Source organism: Mycobacterium sp., assembly GCF_049683355.1.
Classification (GTDB): domain Bacteria; phylum Actinomycetota; class Actinomycetes; order Mycobacteriales; family Mycobacteriaceae; genus Mycobacterium.
This window is the reverse complement of sequence record NZ_JBAUJB010000077.1, coordinates 19,295-33,270: the sequence shown is the minus strand read 5'-3', so window position 1 is coordinate 33,270 and position 13,976 is coordinate 19,295. Positions and strand designations below refer to the sequence as shown.

The following is a 13,976-nucleotide window of genomic DNA, read 5'->3' as shown; positions in this document are numbered from 1 at the left end:
CGGATGGTCCTTTCTGTTGCGTCTATTGCTGCGGCGGCTCGGGCATGTCCGACAGCTCAGCCAACGCCGACCAGTCGCCGACCTTGTCGACGCCGATCACGCTCAGAGATCCGTCGGTCTCCAGCACCACCGCGGCGATCTGGCTGATGTCACCTTGTCCGGAGGACCGGATCGCCTGGTGGATCTCGTCGACACTGACCCGTTGACGGCGCAATGCGCCGTCGAGCAGAACGCCCTGTGACACGAGGAGCGTCGGCCGCGCAGTCAACACCGAACGGCCGGCCTTCACCCGGGACGACACCGTCGCCGCCAGGAACTGCAGCGCCGCCAGCAACGCGAATGCCGCGGCCCCCTCTGTGAACGACACATCCGAGTTCAGCAGGATCGTGGCCAGCGTCGAACCGACCGCCACCGTCACCACCAGGTCGAACGCATTGAGTTTGGCCAACGTGCGCTTTCCGGAGATCCGTAGCACCACGATCAGCGTGAGGTAGGCGGCGGCACCGACGAGCAGCACCCTGACGACGTCGGCCCATTCGTCGAACCACATGCCGCTCACCTACTTTGCGACGAGAAGATCAGAGCCGACTGCGGCGGCCGCGCTCATGCGGCCTCCGCGGTTGGCGCGGCGACGCCGTCGTCCATCCGGTCCCGAAGCCGGGCCAATGTTCCGTCGAGCAGCCTCGATACCTGCACCTGTGAAATGTCGAGGCGCAGGGCGATCTCGCGTTGGGTCAGCCCCTGGAAGAACCGCATCCCGAGAATGGCCCGGCGCCGCGGGTCCAACTCGGCGATGGCCTCGCGCAGCACCATGAGGTTCTCCACAGTTTCGTAGCCTGGATCGTCCACCCCGTGAGTCGCGCCGATACCGGTGGGCTCCGAACCGTCATCCGCCGGACGGGGCGCATCCAGCGACAGCGGGCGGTAGGCCCAATGAGCCGAGTGGGATTGGGCCACATCGTCGTCGTCCACGCCGAGCTCGCGAGCCACTTCGGGGTTCGTCGGTAGACGGTTCAACCGCTGTGAGAGTGTCTCGACCGCGTGCCGCATCCTGAGCTGAGTCTCCTGCACCTTGCGGGGCACCCGCATCGACCACGTGCCGTCGCGAAAGTGCCGTCGCACCTCGCCGCGAATCGTCGGCACCGCGAAGGCCATGAAGCGCCCTTTGGCGGGCACGTACCGATCCACGCTCTTGACCAGGCCGATCCGGGCGACCTGGATCAGGTCGTCGGAAGGTTCACCACGACCGACGAAGCGGTAGGCGATGTGGTCGGCAAGCGGCAGACACTCCGTGATGATCCGCTGCCGCCACCGACGGCGCTCTTCGGCAGTCGAGCACGCGGCCAACCGCTCGAACAGGTCCTCGACGGCGGACCAGTCGGGGTCTCGGGCGTCCGAATCTCCGGTCTTGACACAATTGCGCTCCGCAACGTCCATGGCGGCCTCCTTCGGCGGTGCGGAAGAAGTGGTGGCGGCCCTCCGCGGGGTTGATTGGTCTGCAGTCCGCCTACCCGGATGGGATACGAAAACCTGACCGAGGCCCAATCGTTGCTGAATCGCAATAACTGCATGGCCACCGACGTCGCGAAGCACGCGAAGCTCATTCGATCTGCACGAAGCCCACAACCGGCTCTTAGGTTGCCGGTGTAGGGAGATGGGTCAAGCGGTGAATCCGCTAGGGCGGGGTTTCAAGCACGCGCGCTGGGGAACCTGTCTTTCGAGCCGGGGGTCCCTGGCATCCAGACACAGCGGCACGCCGGCCGAGCCTCGCTCGCCACGCCGCGGCGGAGGGAGACAATGAGCTCGTCACAGTTTCGGAGAAGCGGTTCGGTGTTGGCGGGAGCAGCGGCGTTGACGCTCGTTGCCAGCGGCTGCGGCGAGGACGTGGTGCTGGACGCCTCCAACCGCGGCTCCGGGTCACACACCGAGAACACAAGCGTCGAGAACGCCTACATCGTGCCGACGTATGTGCCCGGCTTTTGCGAGATCCAGCTCAACGCCGGGGGCGCGATGCGCTTCACCGTCACGAACAACCGTCCGGCGGAGACCGAGCGGCTCCTTGGTTTGTCGACGAGCGCCGCCGAGCAGGCCCGCATCATCGGCGCCGTGGAGATTCCGCCCAAGTCCACCGTCAGTTTCGGGGAGCCCAACGTTGAGCCGGGCAATGACGAGGCGAGCCGCCCGGCGGTGTTGCTGGATCGACTGGACCCGGATCTCAAGCCGGCCACCAACACCGACGTCACGTTCCGCTTCGAGCAGGCCGGTGACGTGACATTGCCGGTACCGGTGGAAGCGTGTCCCATCCAGTCCCAGTGATCTCCCTCAGCAGTCCGTCCGGATCTCGAACTCCGCGGTAGTGGTTTCCGCGGGATCGTCCTGGTAGAAACCCATGGCGGTTCCCGAGATGGTGAACACTCCGTCGGTGATCTCGGCATCGGCCTCGACGCCGACAGGGGTGGCGGGAGCGGTGGTCTCGGCGTTCCACGAGCTACCTGTGAAGCCGCCGAGATTCTCGATGCGCACCAACCTGGGCACCACCGTGTCACCGGTATGCACCTGCGCACTGAAACCCGGCGTCTCCTGCAGCGATTTGATGAACCAGACCCATTGGACCTGCTCACATTGGATCCGTGGGTTCTCGGCGACCTCGGTGCCGTTGATCGACACCTGCGCGGTGCGGGTGCCCAACGCTTCGTAGCCGCTCGAGCAGCCCGCGGCGACCAGGGTCACGGCCCCCATGGCGATAGCCAACCGTCTGCTGCTCATGCCGAGAAGTACCCGAGTACCGCCGGGCCATACCGTCAAAAGGCACAAATCCGATGATCAGCCGTCCGGGTATCAAGGTGCCGACTGCGGGTACCAGTGTCCGCATGAAGGTGCGACTGATAATCGTGGCCGCGGGCGCCGTGGCTCTGCTCGTCGGGATCGTGGGTCTGGTTGTCCCCGTGTCGGTGACCGCCGGCGAAGGCGAAGTCGTCAGGTGCGGTAGCGCGATCGCTCCCGACCTGTCCGCCGCCCGCGCCAATGACGACGCCAGCGAGGCAAACGTCCCCGTCTTCGGCGAGGTGCTCGTGGACCCGAACTACGTCCGGCTGTGTGAAAAGGACCTCGAGGATCGCCGGCTGTGGACGATCACGCTCGGCGCCGTCGGAGCGCTCACCCTCGTCGCCGCGGTGGCGCAGGGCGCGGTGGCACGCAGATTCACGACGTCACGCTGACAGCACCGTCGCCGTCGGTGAGCGCGACGTTTTGCACGACAATTACCGGCGCGTCGACGTACAGACCCGCGCGCTCGCGGAAATGACGGTCAGGTGAGGCGCGGAAGCAGCTCGGCCACAACGGCATCCGCGGCGATGTCCTCCTGTTGGCCGTTGGCCAGGTTCTTCACGCCGACGGTGCCCGCCTCGATGTCGCGGTCACCGGCGACCAACGCCAGCGACGCGCCTGACCGGTCGGCGGCACGCATGGCTCCCTTGAGTCCCCGGTCGCCGTAAGCCATGTCGACGCGCACGCCGGCCCCGCGCAATGCCGCCGCCAGAACCGCCAGCTCGAGCTTGGCCCGCTCCCCCAACGGCACGCAGTACACGTCGACGCGACCGGCCGAACCAACCGTCTTTCCCTCTGCACGCAGCGCCAACACCGTCCGGTCGACACCGAGGCCGAACCCGATGCCGGACAGGTCCCGGCCGCCCAGCTGCTGCATCAGACCGTCGTAGCGGCCGCCGCCGCCGATACCGGACTGCGCTCCCAGACCATCGTGCACGAACTCGAACGTCGTCTTGGTGTAGTAGTCCAGCCCGCGCACCATCCGCGGGTTGATCACGTACGGCACCGCCAACGCGTCCAGGTGCGCCAGCACCGTCTCGAAGTGCTGCTTGGCCGCATCGGACAGGTGGTCGATCATCACCGGGGCGTCGGCGGTCAGCTCCTGCATCTTCGGGCGTTTGTCGTCGAGCACCCGCAGCGGGTTGATCTCGGCACGACGCCGCGTCTCTTCGTCCAAGTCCAACCCGAACAGGAAGTCCTGCAACAGTTCCCGGTACTGCGGGCGGCAACTGTCGTCGCCGAGCGAGGTGAGCTCCAATCGGAACCCGTCCAGTCCGAGCGAGCGGAAACCGGCGTCGGCGACGGCGATGACCTCCGCATCCAGGGCGGGGTCGTCGACACCGATCGCCTCCACACCGACCTGTTGCAGCTGGCGGTACCGGCCGGCCTGGGGCCGTTCGTAGCGGAAGAACGGACCCGCGTAGCAGAGTTTGACCGGCAGTTGCCCGCGATCCAGACCGTGCTCGATCACCGCGCGCATGACGCCGGCAGTTCCCTCGGGTCGCAGCGTCACCGAACGCTCACCACGGTCGGCGAAAGTGTACATCTCCTTGGAGACCACGTCGGTGGACTCCCCGACACCCCGCGCGAACAGCGCGGTGTCCTCGAAGATGGGCAACTCGATGTCGCCGTACCCGGCCCGCCGGGCCGCGGCGAGCAGGCCGCCACGCACAGCGACGAACTCCGCCGACTCCGGCGGCACATAGTCGGGAACGCCCTTGGGCGCCTGAAAAGAGACAGAAGGACCACGGTCAGTCACGGATTCAAACCTTCGAGAAACGGGTTGGCACGACGTTCGTCGCCGATGGTGGTGCGCTCGCCGTGCCCCGGTAATACCAGGGTGTCATCGTCGAGCACCAGCAGTTTTGTCACGATCGACGCCAGCAGATCACGACCGCTGCCGCCGGGCAGGTCGGTGCGGCCCACCGACTGGCGAAACAGCGTGTCGCCGGTGAAGGCCACCGCGCCCGGACCCGCGCCGACACCACCGTCGACCCGGAACACGACAGAACCCCGAGTGTGCCCCGGGGTGTGGTCCACCGCCACCGTGACACCGCCCAGTTCGATCTTGTCGCCGTCGCGATCGAGTTCGATCACCTGTCTGGGCTCGCGGAACATGGCGCCGAAGGCCATCTGCGCGATCCGCGGCCCGAATCCCTTGATCGGGTCGGTGAGCATGAATCGGTCCTCCGGATGTATGTAGACAGGACAGCCGTACGTATCGCCCACCTTCTGCGCCGACCACATGTGGTCGATGTGGCCGTGGGTCAGCAACACCGCCGCCGGGGTGAGGCGGTTCTCGTCCAGAATCCGGCGCAGTGGCCCCATCGCCCGCTGACCGGGATCCACGACGACGGCGTCGGCGCCGGCCTTGGGGGCCAGCACGTAGCAGTTGCACGCCAACATGCCCGCCGGGAATCCGGTGATCAACACTGTTCCAGCTTCCCATGTCCAGTTCCCGTCGCTGTTCACGAGGGTCGCGGCGCCCGTCGTGGACGACAGCTGGCACACTCGGTGCCGACTGGATCGAACGCGAGGAGGAACCGGCGGTGCCGACGAACGAACAACGGCGTGAGACAGCCAAGCGCAAGCTCGAACGACAACTCGAGCGACGGGCAGAGAACGAACGCAAACGCCGTATGTACACGATCATCGGCTCGGCCGTGGCCGCGGTCGTGGTGATCGGCGCCGTGGTGGCGACCATCGTCCTGACCAACCGCGATTCCGGTCAGCAGACCGCGTCGACGTCGGGCACCACCGCGACCACCTCGGAGGCGTCGCCGCTGGACGCACCCGAGCCGGCACAGGCCGGTGCGCTGCCCCCGTTCCAGCCGCCCGAGGGCCTGGGAAGCGACTGCCAGTATCCGCAGTCCGCGGAGGAGGCCAGCAAGCCCAACGACGCGCCGCGCGAGGGCCGGGTGCCGACCGAGCCCGCGCAGGTCAGCGCCAGCATGGCGACCAACCAGGGCAACATCGGACTGCAGCTCGACAACGCCAAAGCCCCGTGCACGGTCAACAGCTTCGCCAGCCTGGCCCAGCAGGGTTGGTTCGACGACACCCCGTGCCACCGGCTGACGACCAGCGAATCACTGAAGGTCCTGCAGTGCGGCGACCCCACAGGCGTGGGCACCGGCGGTCCCGGCTACCAGTTCGCCAACGAGTACCCGACCAATCAGTACCAGCCCGACGATCCGGCGTTGATGGAGCCCGTGGTCTATCCGCGGGGAAGGCTGGCCATGGCCAACGCGGGTCCGGGCACCAACGGCAGCCAGTTCTTCCTGGTGTTCGGCGATTCGCAGCTGCCGCCGAACTACACGGTGTTCGGCACCATCGACGAGACCGGTCTGCAGACGTTGGACAAGATCGCGGCCGAAGGGACGATCGACGGCGGCCCGGACGGCCCGCCGAAGCTGGACGTCAACGTCGAGTCGATCGCCCTGGACTGATCGACCCGCCCTGACCGCCCCGCCGCCGAGGTGGTCGGGAGGGCTCAGGCCGCCGAGGTGACGCGGTAGACGTCGTAGACACCCTCGACGTTGCGGACCACGTTGAGCACGTGACCGAGGTGCTTGGGGTCGCCCATCTCGAAGGTGAACCGACTGATCGCCACCCGGTCGTTGGACGTCGTCACCGACGCCGACAAGATGTTGACCTTCTCGTCTGCCAGCACCCGGGTGACATCGGAGAGCAGCCGGTGCCGATCGAGCGCCTCGACCTGGATCGCCACCAGGAACACCGACGACGGAGACGGTGCCCACTGCACGTCGATGATGCGCTCTGACTGGTCTTGCAGCGACGTGGCGTTCGTGCAGTCGGTGCGGTGCACGCTGACTCCTCCACCGCGGGTCACGAACCCCATGATGTTGTCGCCCGGCACCGGCGTACAACACTTGGCGAGCTTGGTCAGCACCCCCGGCGCTCCGGGCACCGCGACCCCGACATCGTCGGTGCTGCGCTGCCGCATCGGCATGGTCGCCGGCGTGTAGCGTTCTGCCAACTCGTCGGCGGCTTCGTCGTCACCACCGAGCTGGGCGACGAGTCGCTGGACCACATGTCGCGCCGAGACGTGCCCCTCGCCGACCGCGGTGTAGAGGGCGGAGACGTCGAGATAGCGCAGCTCCCGCGCCAACGCCCCCATGGATTCTCCGGTCATCAACCGCTGCAACGGAAGTCCGCCGCGGCGTACCTCCCGGGCGATCGCGTCCTTGCCGGCTTCCAGCGCTTCCTCGCGGCGCTCCTTGGCGAACCACTGCCGGATCTTGGCCTTGGCCCGCGGCGACACCACGAACATCTGCCAGTCGCGCGACGGGCCCGCGTTGGGCGCTTTGGACGTGAAGATCTCGACCAGTTCCCCGTTCTCGAGCTTGCGCTCCAACGCCACCAGCCGGCCGTTCACCCGGGCGCCGATACAGCGGTGCCCGACCTCGGTGTGCACCGCGTAGGCGAAGTCCACCGGCGTGGAACCGGCGGGCAGGGTGACCACATCGCCCTTCGGGGTGAAGACGAAGATCTCCTGCACCGCAAGGTCGTAGCGCAGCGACTCGAGGAACTCCCCGGGGTCGGCCGCCTCCCGCTGCCAGTCGAGCAGCTGACGCATCCAGGCCATGTCGTCGATGTCGGCGGCGGCGTGGCCGGTAGGCAATCCGTTGCGTCCCTTGACCTCTTTGTAGCGCCAGTGCGCAGCGATCCCATACTCGGCGGTGCGGTGCATGTCGCGGGTGCGGATCTGCACCTCCAGCGGCTTGCCCTCAGGCCCCACGACGGTGGTGTGCAGCGACTGGTACACCCCGTAGCGCGGCTGGGCGATGTAGTCCTTGAAGCGCCCCGCCATCGGCTGCCACAGCGAGTGCACCACGCCGACGGCGGCGTAACAGTCCCGGATCTCGTCGCACAGGATGCGCACGCCCACCAGATCGTGGATGTCGTCGAAGTCGCGCCCTTTGACGATCATCTTCTGGTAGATCGACCAGTAGTGCTTGGGCCGGCCCTCCACCACCGCGCTGATCTTCGACGCGGTCAGCCTGGCGTTGATTTCGGCCCGCACCTTGGCCAGATAGATGTCGCGCGACGGCGCCCTGCCCGCGACCAGACGCACGATCTCCTCGTACTTCTTCGGATGCAGGATTGCGAACGAAAGATCCTCGAGCTCCCACTTCACCGTCGCCATGCCCAGCCGGTGCGCCAGTGGCGCAATCACTTCCAGCGTCTCGCGGGCTTTGCGGGCCTGCTTCTCCGGGGGCAGGAATCGCATGGTGCGCATGTTGTGCAGTCGGTCGGCAACCTTGATCACCAATACCCGCGGGTCGCGCGCCATCGCGATGATCATCTTGCGGATGGTCTCGCCCTCGGCCGCGTTGCCCAGCGTCACCCTGTCCAACTTGGTGACGCCGTCGACGAGGTGACCGACCTCGGTGCCGAACTCCTCGGTGAGGGCCTCAAGCGTGTAACCGGTGTCTTCGACGGTGTCGTGCAGCAGCGCCGCGATCAGCGTCGTGGTGTCCATCTCCAGCTCGGCCAGGATGTTGGCGACGGCCAGCGGATGGGTGATGTACGGGTCCCCGGATTTGCGTAATTGGTCGGCGTGGTGCTGCTCGGCAACCTCGTAGGCCCGTTGCAGCAGGGTGAGGTCCGCCTTCGGGTAGATCTCGCGGTGCAGGGCGACCAGTGGCTCGAGCACCGGGTTGACGGTGCTGCGCTGAGAAGTCATCCGGCGCGCCAACCTGGCCCGTACCCGCCGTGAGGCACTGGTCGACGCCTTCGACGGATCGGCCTTGGGCAGCTCCATCGGCTGGGTCTCGGGACTCTGCACACCCACGCCGGCCGGCGGTTGCGCGGCCTGGGGCGGGCGGGGGTCCTCGCTGGCCATGCTCACCTCCGATGCTGTGCTCTTCGCAGGATATCCGCTCAGACGGTGTAGAGGCTGGTGACCGGCAACGGCTCCAGCACCGCGCGACCGCCCAGGGCGGCGAGCTCCAACATCACCACCGCCCCGATCACCTCCGCTCCCGCGGCGGCGAGCAACCGGTTGGTGGCGGTCAGTGTCCCGCCGGTCGCGAGCACGTCGTCGATCACCATGATCTTGCGTCCCGCCAACTCGATTCCCTCGGCAGGAACCTCGAGCGTCGCGGTGCCGTACTCCAGGCTGTAGGTCTCGCTCAGCACCGGCGGCGGCAGCTTGCCGCCCTTTCGCACCGCCAGCACGCCGATGCCCAGCTCGAGGGCAACCGCGCCGCCGAGCAAGAATCCGCGGGCATCCACACCGGCCACCAGGTCCGCGCCGCGGGCGAGCTCGGCGATCGCCCTGCTGACCTCGCCGAGACCGCCGGCATCGGCGAGCACCGGGGTCAGATCCTTGAACTGGATACCCGGCTCGGGAAAGTCGGGCACTTCACGCAGCAGCGAGGCGATGACCTGCGCCACCCCTGTGGTGTTCACTGGCTCAGTTGCCATCGGTCCATGTTCCACCCCGCACCCCATCGCGTCGGATTGCTACTCACCGCATACATCTCCGTCGACGCCAGCAGTGTCCGCTGCTGACGGTACAGCGGCAGGGTCGGCATGTCGGCCCACAGGATCTGACCTCCCTCGCCGAGCAGCCGGGCGAGCTCCTTGGGGTCGGAGATCACAGCCACCGTCGAGATGATCCCGTCGATGCGCTCGTTGGTGTAGCGGGGCAGATTGTTGCCGTTGCCGCTGTGCAAGCTGTAGGCGTCCATGATCGAAGACCCCGACGAGCCACTGCCCGCCGCTCCGCCGACGCTCGCGATCAGCACATCGATCTCGTTGTCGCGCAACGACAGCGGTCCGATCTCCTCGTCTGCGACGTCCTCGACGGTGATCCCGGCCGGCGCGCACGCGTTCGCGATGGACCCCACCATGGCGGCAAGTCGGGCGTTCGGTGTCTGATAGCCGATGCGCACCGTCAGGAGCTGACCGCCCAGTGCGTCGCGGGCGGCGTCGGGGTTCGCGGCGACGAACTGCCCGGCTTCCGGTGGGGTCTCGGCCACCCCGTAGGCGTCCTCGGTCGCGGCGTTGAGGCGCGAGTCGAAGACCGGCACCGACGCGTTGCGCGCGATGACGTCTCTTGGGGTGCACAGCGCGAGGGCCCGGCGCGCGGGGACGGCGGCCAGCGGGCCCTCCGGGGCGAAGATCAGCTGTTCGACGCCGGCCGACGGCGCATCGGTCCGCTCGTAGTCGTCGGGAAGGTTCAGCGTGCCCGACGATCCGGCGGTGATGTCGACGACGTCGTAGGCGCCCTCGTTCACCCGGTCCTGCAGATCGGCGCTGCGGGGCCACACAGTGACCCTGCCGGTGATCGGTTGCGCACCCCACCACTGGTCGTTGGCCACCAGCACCACGCCGCCCTCGGCCGTCACCGAATCCAGCTTGTAGGGTCCCGACGACGGGAAACGATCCAGATCCAGTTCAGGGGCCAAGTCCCAGGTGGTGTTCCAGGCCTGGGCGATGCGCTCGACGACCGGCCCGTCGTTGTCGAGCAACGCCGTGGTCACCCCGCCGTCGCCGAGACCGAGTTCGTCAGCGATGACGTGCGACGGCATCAGCGATGTCGCGGCGAACAGCTGACCGTAGTCGGTGAACGGACGGTCCTGGGCGAAGGACACCCGCGCCTGCTTCTTCCCCGGCGCACATTCGATGGAGGCGATGTCGGTGTAGCCGGCCCGGTTGGCCGCGTCGAACCAGGGGAACCTGCCCGACTGCGACGCCCATGCCAGCACCATGTCGTCGCAGGTGATGGGTTTTCCGTCGGAGTACACCGCCTCGGCCTTGATCTCGTAGTCGAGGATCAGTGGTGTCCGGCCCACCACCGAGATGCTGCCGAAATCGTGGTCCCCGACGACCTGGCCGTCCGGGCCGTGGTAGTTGAACCCCGTCAGCACCCGGGCGAAGGCCGCAGGACCGCCGGACGCCGCGCCGGCGACGGTGTTGGTGTTGTAGGTGGTCAGCTTCCCGTCGACGACGTAGTCGATGGAATCCGCGGCGCCCTCCGAGCACGACGTGAGCCCCAGGGCACCCACCACTGCCAGTACCGCGGACAGCAGTGTCGTGCGACTCGGGCGGAGACGGTGGGTCATCGGACCTACCCGCCCCTAGCGCTTTCCGGGGCTTCGCTTACCCGACGGTCGTCCGGTCCTGCTGGAGGTGGGCCGGACGGGGCGGGCACCCGGCGCCGGCTTGTCCGGCGGGAGTGGCGCGGGCGCGGCCGGGGCCGCGACCGATGCCGGCTCGGCGTCGGGACGCTCGTCCTCGCCATCGGTGTGTGATTCGGCGTCGGCCGACTTCGCCGCCGCGGTCTGGCGCCGGTTGAGGACCTTCGTGGTGTGCTTGCGCACCACTTCGGTACGTTCCCGCAGGCTCACCAGAAGCGGGGTGGCGAAGAAGATCGACGAGTAGGTTCCGACGATGACACCGACGAACTGGACCAGAGCGAGGTCCATCAGGGTGCCGACACCCAGCAGCCACACCGCGATGACCATCAGTGCCACGATCGGCAGCACCGAGATGAGGCTGGTGTTGATCGACCGCATGAACGTCTGGTTGACCGCCAGGTTGGCTTGTTCGGCGAAGGTGCGTCGGGTGGTGTGCTCGAAGCCCTGGGTGTTCTCCTCGACCTTGTCGAACACGATGACGGTGTCGTAGAGCGAGAACCCCAGGATCGTCAGCAACCCGATCACGGTGGCCGGGGTGACCTCGAACCCGACGAGCGCGTAGACGCCGGCGGTGACCAGCAGGTCGAACACCAGGGTGGTGAGCGCGGCGATCGCCATGTAGCGCTCATAGCGCACGGCGATGTAGATGGCCGCCAGGATGAGGAACACGACCAGTGCGATGAGCGCTTTCTGGGTGATCTGGCCACCCCAGGTCTCCGAGACCGCTGAATCACTGATCGCCTGCCTGCTCGGCTCGCCGTCGGCGCCCCGCGGCTGGAACTGATCGAACAGCGCGGTGCGCAGTTCCTCGGTCTCCTCGTTGCTCAACGTCTCCGAGCGGATCTGGAATGTCGCCGTTCCACCGCTGCCGACCACCACCACCGACTCGGGTGCCTGGCCGATCGTCTCGCTGAAGACCTGCTCGACCTGCTGTGTAGTGGCCTGCCCGTCACCACGCGGCAGCGAAACCTTGGTACCACCCTCGAAGTCGATACCGAAGGTGAAGCCCCGCAACAGGATCGCCCCGAGAGAGAGGGCGACGATGACAGCGGTGACGGCGTACCAGAACTTGCGCCGGCCCATGACCTCGAAGGCGCCGGTACCGGTGTAAAGGCGGACGAAGAAGCCGTGCTTGGGGACGTCGCCCACCGTGAACTCGGGATCGGGTGCCTCGACTGCGGTCGATGTGGCCGTCTCACCGCGGTTGTGCCTTGCCATCTGCTATCCCCGTCCCGCGGCGTGTGCCGCCGCTCGGCGTTCGCGTGCGATCTGCTGGACGGCTCCCAATCCGTTCAAGGACGGCTTGGCCATCGTCGTGGACTTGGACGCGAGATAGGCCAGCGGCCACGTCACCAGGAACACGACGACGACGTCGAGGATCGTGGTCAGCCCCAAGGTGAACGCGAAGCCCTTCACCTGGCCGACGGCCAGGAAGTAGAGCACTGCAGCGGCCAGGAAGGTGACGGCGTTGCCGGACAGGATCGTCTTTCGCGCCCTGGCCCAGCCCCGCGGAACCGCGGACCGGAAGGAGCGGCCCTCCCGTATCTCGTCCTTTATTCGCTCGAAGAACACCACGAACGAGTCCGCCGTCATACCGATACCGATGATCAGACCCGCGATGCCCGCCAGGTCCAGGGTGTAGTTGATCCATCTGCCGAGCAGCACCAGGAGCGCGAAGACCATCGCGCCCGACGCCACCAGCGACAGCGCGACGAGCAGGCCCAGCGCACGGTAGTAGAGCAGCGAGTACAGCAGCACCGCGGCCAGACCGACCGCGCCCGCGATCAGTCCCGCCCGAAGCGAAGACAAGCCAAGGGTGGCGGAGACGGTCTCGGCCTCCGAGGACTCGAACGACAGCGGCAGCGAACCGTACTTCAGCACGTTGGCCAGTTCCCGCGCCGAATCCGCCGTGAACTGCCCGGTGATCTGGGTACGGCCGCCCGGGATGGCCTCCTGGATCTGGGGCGCACTGACCACCTGCGAGTCCAGCACGAACGCGGTCTGAGTGCCGACGTTGGCCGCGGTGAAATCAGCCCACAGGTCTCCGGCATCACTCTTGAACTCCACATCGACGACATACTCGCCGCGCTGCTGATCGAGCCCGGAGGTGGCGTTGGCGATGCCCTCGCCGCTGATGATCGAGCTGTCCAGCAGATAGACCTCGTCACCGTCAACCGAGCAGGTCACCAACGGCAGGTTGGGGTCGTCGTTGCCTGCGAGCACATCCTCTTCACCACAGCGGGTCGCCTGGAACTGCATCGCCAGGATCTGGATCGCCTGCTCGCCGCTCTGCCTCAGCTGCTTCTCGTCCTGGATGCGTTCGGCCAGGGGCGCGTCGTCGTTCTGCAGCGGCCCGGGTTCCGGGCTCGGGGCAGGCTCCGGGCCCGGCGACGGAGTCGGGGCCGGCTGCGCGGGGAACGGACGAGGCTGCGGCGTCGGGGGCGCTTCGGTCGGGGGCGCACCCGGTGCAGCGCCCGGGGCCCCTCCGGGAGGCATGCCCGGGACCGCACCGGGAGGCATACCCGGGACCGCACCCGGCGGCATGCCGGGCAGGGGTGCTTCCTGCGGCGGCCCCGCGCCCTCGGCCGGGATGGCATGGATCACCGGCCGGATGTACAGCCGCGCCGTCTGCCCGAGGCTGCGTGCTTCGCTGCCGTCGTTACCGGGCACGGTGATCACGAGGTTCTGGCCGTCGATGATGACTTCCGAACCCGACACGCCCAGGCCGTCGACGCGGGCGCTGATGATCTGTTGTGCCTGGTTCAGCGCGTCCTGGGTGGGCGGTGAGCCGTCGGGGGTGCGCGCAGTCAGCGTGACCCGGGTGCCGCCCTGCAGGTCGATACCGAGCTTGGGGTCCGGTTCCTTGTTCCCGGTGAAGAACACCAGCAGGTAGGCGCCGATGACCAGTACCAGGAACACGGCCAGGTAGCGGGCAGGGTGCACCGGCGTCGAGGACGATGCCACGTGTAAGGGTCTCCTAGA

General features: G+C 67.4%; 13 protein-coding genes. 3 read left to right on the top strand and 10 right to left on the bottom strand.

Features of this window, described 5'->3' with window-relative positions:
* Positions 1-22: 22 nt before the first annotated feature.
* Both WA944_RS04705 and WA944_RS04700 read right to left on the bottom strand, forming a co-directional pair.
* Positions 23-550: a DUF421 domain-containing protein gene (locus WA944_RS04705; RefSeq protein WP_526368610.1), complete on the bottom strand. Its 528-nt coding sequence runs from the start codon at positions 548-550 to the stop codon at positions 23-25.
* Positions 551-603: 53 nt separating this feature from the next.
* A complete protein-coding gene (locus WA944_RS04700) occupies positions 604-1,437 on the bottom strand; it encodes a SigB/SigF/SigG family RNA polymerase sigma factor (RefSeq protein WP_526368612.1) in 834 nt (277 codons plus the stop codon).
* A 393-nt stretch (positions 1,438-1,830) separates the two neighbouring features.
* On the opposite strand from WA944_RS04700, the gene WA944_RS04695 reads away from it, so the two are divergent.
* A complete protein-coding gene (locus WA944_RS04695; RefSeq protein ID WP_526646449.1) occupies positions 1,831-2,316 on the top strand; it encodes a copper chaperone PCu(A)C domain-containing protein in 486 nt (161 codons plus the stop codon).
* 6 nt (positions 2,317-2,322) lie between these two features.
* Here WA944_RS04695 and WA944_RS04690 read toward each other — a convergent pair whose 3' ends face one another.
* On the bottom strand, positions 2,323-2,766 hold the full coding sequence (locus WA944_RS04690) for a lipoprotein LpqH (RefSeq protein ID WP_526368616.1): 444 nt from the start codon (positions 2,764-2,766) through the stop codon (positions 2,323-2,325).
* Positions 2,767-2,870: 104 nt separating this feature from the next.
* Between WA944_RS04690 and WA944_RS04685 the strand changes: the two genes are divergently transcribed.
* Positions 2,871-3,218, top strand: a complete 348-nt coding sequence (locus WA944_RS04685) for a hypothetical protein (protein ID WP_526368618.1) — start codon at positions 2,871-2,873, stop codon at positions 3,216-3,218.
* Between the two features lie 89 nt (positions 3,219-3,307).
* Here the strand turns inward: WA944_RS04685 and hisS are convergent, their stop codons facing one another.
* A complete protein-coding gene (gene hisS, locus WA944_RS04680; RefSeq protein ID WP_526368620.1) occupies positions 3,308-4,585 on the bottom strand; it encodes a histidine--tRNA ligase in 1,278 nt (425 codons plus the stop codon).
* Positions 4,582-5,259: an MBL fold metallo-hydrolase gene (locus WA944_RS04675; RefSeq protein WP_526368622.1), complete on the bottom strand. Its 678-nt coding sequence runs from the start codon at positions 5,257-5,259 to the stop codon at positions 4,582-4,584. The genes hisS and WA944_RS04675 overlap by 4 nt, the downstream gene beginning before the upstream one ends.
* Positions 5,260-5,375: 116 nt before the next feature.
* Between WA944_RS04675 and WA944_RS04670 the strand changes: the two genes are divergently transcribed.
* Positions 5,376-6,272 (top strand): peptidylprolyl isomerase, encoded by an 897-nt coding sequence (locus WA944_RS04670; RefSeq protein ID WP_526368624.1) that lies wholly within the window; start codon positions 5,376-5,378, stop codon positions 6,270-6,272.
* A 44-nt stretch (positions 6,273-6,316) separates the two neighbouring features.
* Here the strand turns inward: WA944_RS04670 and WA944_RS04665 are convergent, their stop codons facing one another.
* The 5 genes from WA944_RS04665 to secD all read right to left on the bottom strand — a co-directional run bounded on the left by WA944_RS04665 (position 6,317) and on the right by secD (position 13,958).
* Positions 6,317-8,611, bottom strand: coding sequence for a RelA/SpoT family protein (locus tag WA944_RS04665; protein WP_526368632.1), 2,295 nt, complete (start codon positions 8,609-8,611; stop codon positions 6,317-6,319).
* Between the two features lie 119 nt (positions 8,612-8,730).
* Complete coding sequence (locus WA944_RS04660) at positions 8,731-9,276, bottom strand: adenine phosphoribosyltransferase (RefSeq protein WP_526368626.1); 546 nt, start codon at positions 9,274-9,276, stop codon at positions 8,731-8,733.
* On the bottom strand, positions 9,258-10,919 hold the full coding sequence (locus WA944_RS04655) for an ABC transporter substrate-binding protein (RefSeq protein ID WP_526368628.1): 1,662 nt from the start codon (positions 10,917-10,919) through the stop codon (positions 9,258-9,260). Before WA944_RS04655 ends, WA944_RS04660 begins: the two co-directional genes overlap by 19 nt.
* A gap of 15 nt (positions 10,920-10,934) precedes the next feature.
* Positions 10,935-12,212: a protein translocase subunit SecF gene (secF, locus tag WA944_RS04650; RefSeq protein WP_526610221.1), complete on the bottom strand. Its 1,278-nt coding sequence runs from the start codon at positions 12,210-12,212 to the stop codon at positions 10,935-10,937.
* A 3-nt stretch (positions 12,213-12,215) separates the two neighbouring features.
* Positions 12,216-13,958 (bottom strand): protein translocase subunit SecD, encoded by a 1,743-nt coding sequence (gene secD, locus WA944_RS04645; protein WP_526646447.1) that lies wholly within the window; start codon positions 13,956-13,958, stop codon positions 12,216-12,218.
* Positions 13,959-13,976: the final 18 nt, after the last annotated feature.